This is a genomic window from Haloferax prahovense DSM 18310 (assembly GCF_000336815.1).
In the GTDB taxonomy this organism is placed as follows: Archaea; Halobacteriota; Halobacteria; order Halobacteriales; family Haloferacaceae; genus Haloferax; species Haloferax prahovense.
The window spans coordinates 1-871 of record NZ_AOLG01000026.1; the positions used below are offsets into that span (position 1 = coordinate 1).

The following is an 871-nucleotide window of genomic DNA, read 5'->3' on the forward strand; positions in this document are numbered from 1 at the left end:
TATTTATACTATGCCGGGGTCAAGTTCCTCTATGACAGACCCATCTGACGGTTCTGATTTCATCGCAGACGCTGAATGGCATAACGAATGGTGGGATACAGGCAATGGTTCGCTATCTGAGCTAGAGCAAACCGCTTCTCTAGACCCGCGATCAGACTTACTCAAAGTACTGCAGTCCATTGATGACGAGCGAGAAGACGGTACTGAGAGTCTCGTGTATCCCATTTACGGACCGACCGGAATCGGCAAAACAACGCTTCTTCAGCAATTCATCGCTGCAATCCTTGATTCAGACACCGTTGACTTCTCTCCCAGCCATCGTGATTTAGATATCGTCGGCTCCGTTGATTCACGCCAGATCCTCTATGTCCCTCTTGAGGATTCTCTCTACCATCTCGAACCTTCAAGCAGTGCTGTGGAAAAACTCGAAAACGTTATCGACTATTTCCGTTCTCACGTCGCCCCACGGCGAGGTCGTAAGTACATCATCCTCGACGATATCGGGGCTCTGCGACTCGATGAAGATGAACAGAGCGCTCTTCTAGACTTGGTCGATGATGATACCTATCTACTGCTGACCGGAATTGTAGAATCACAGGTCGACTTGAGTGGGATCTCGGATTCGAGCGAGCCCAAAACCAAGTATCCTCGTGCGATGCTGCCGATGAAGTTCATCGACACCATCAAGCAAGGGGCATATGATGACTCTGCGTTACTCGAGATAGACCCTGATTTTGCTCTTCGCGTGGAGTCCCATCAAACGAGGAGTATGGACGGCGAGGCACTGATAAAGGATGTCCGGAGTAATTTGTCTGAATCGGAAAACTTGGATGACGCGGTCGCGTCGTTGAATCAGCTTTACTTTGAAGCC

The 871-nt window shown here is 49.6% G+C and carries 1 protein-coding gene; it reads left to right on the top strand.

What is annotated here, in order from left to right:
• Positions 1–31 precede the first annotated feature (31 nt).
• A partial coding sequence (locus tag C457_RS08770; protein ID WP_152419979.1) for an AAA family ATPase occupies positions 32–871 on the top strand: 840 nt, incomplete at its 3' end.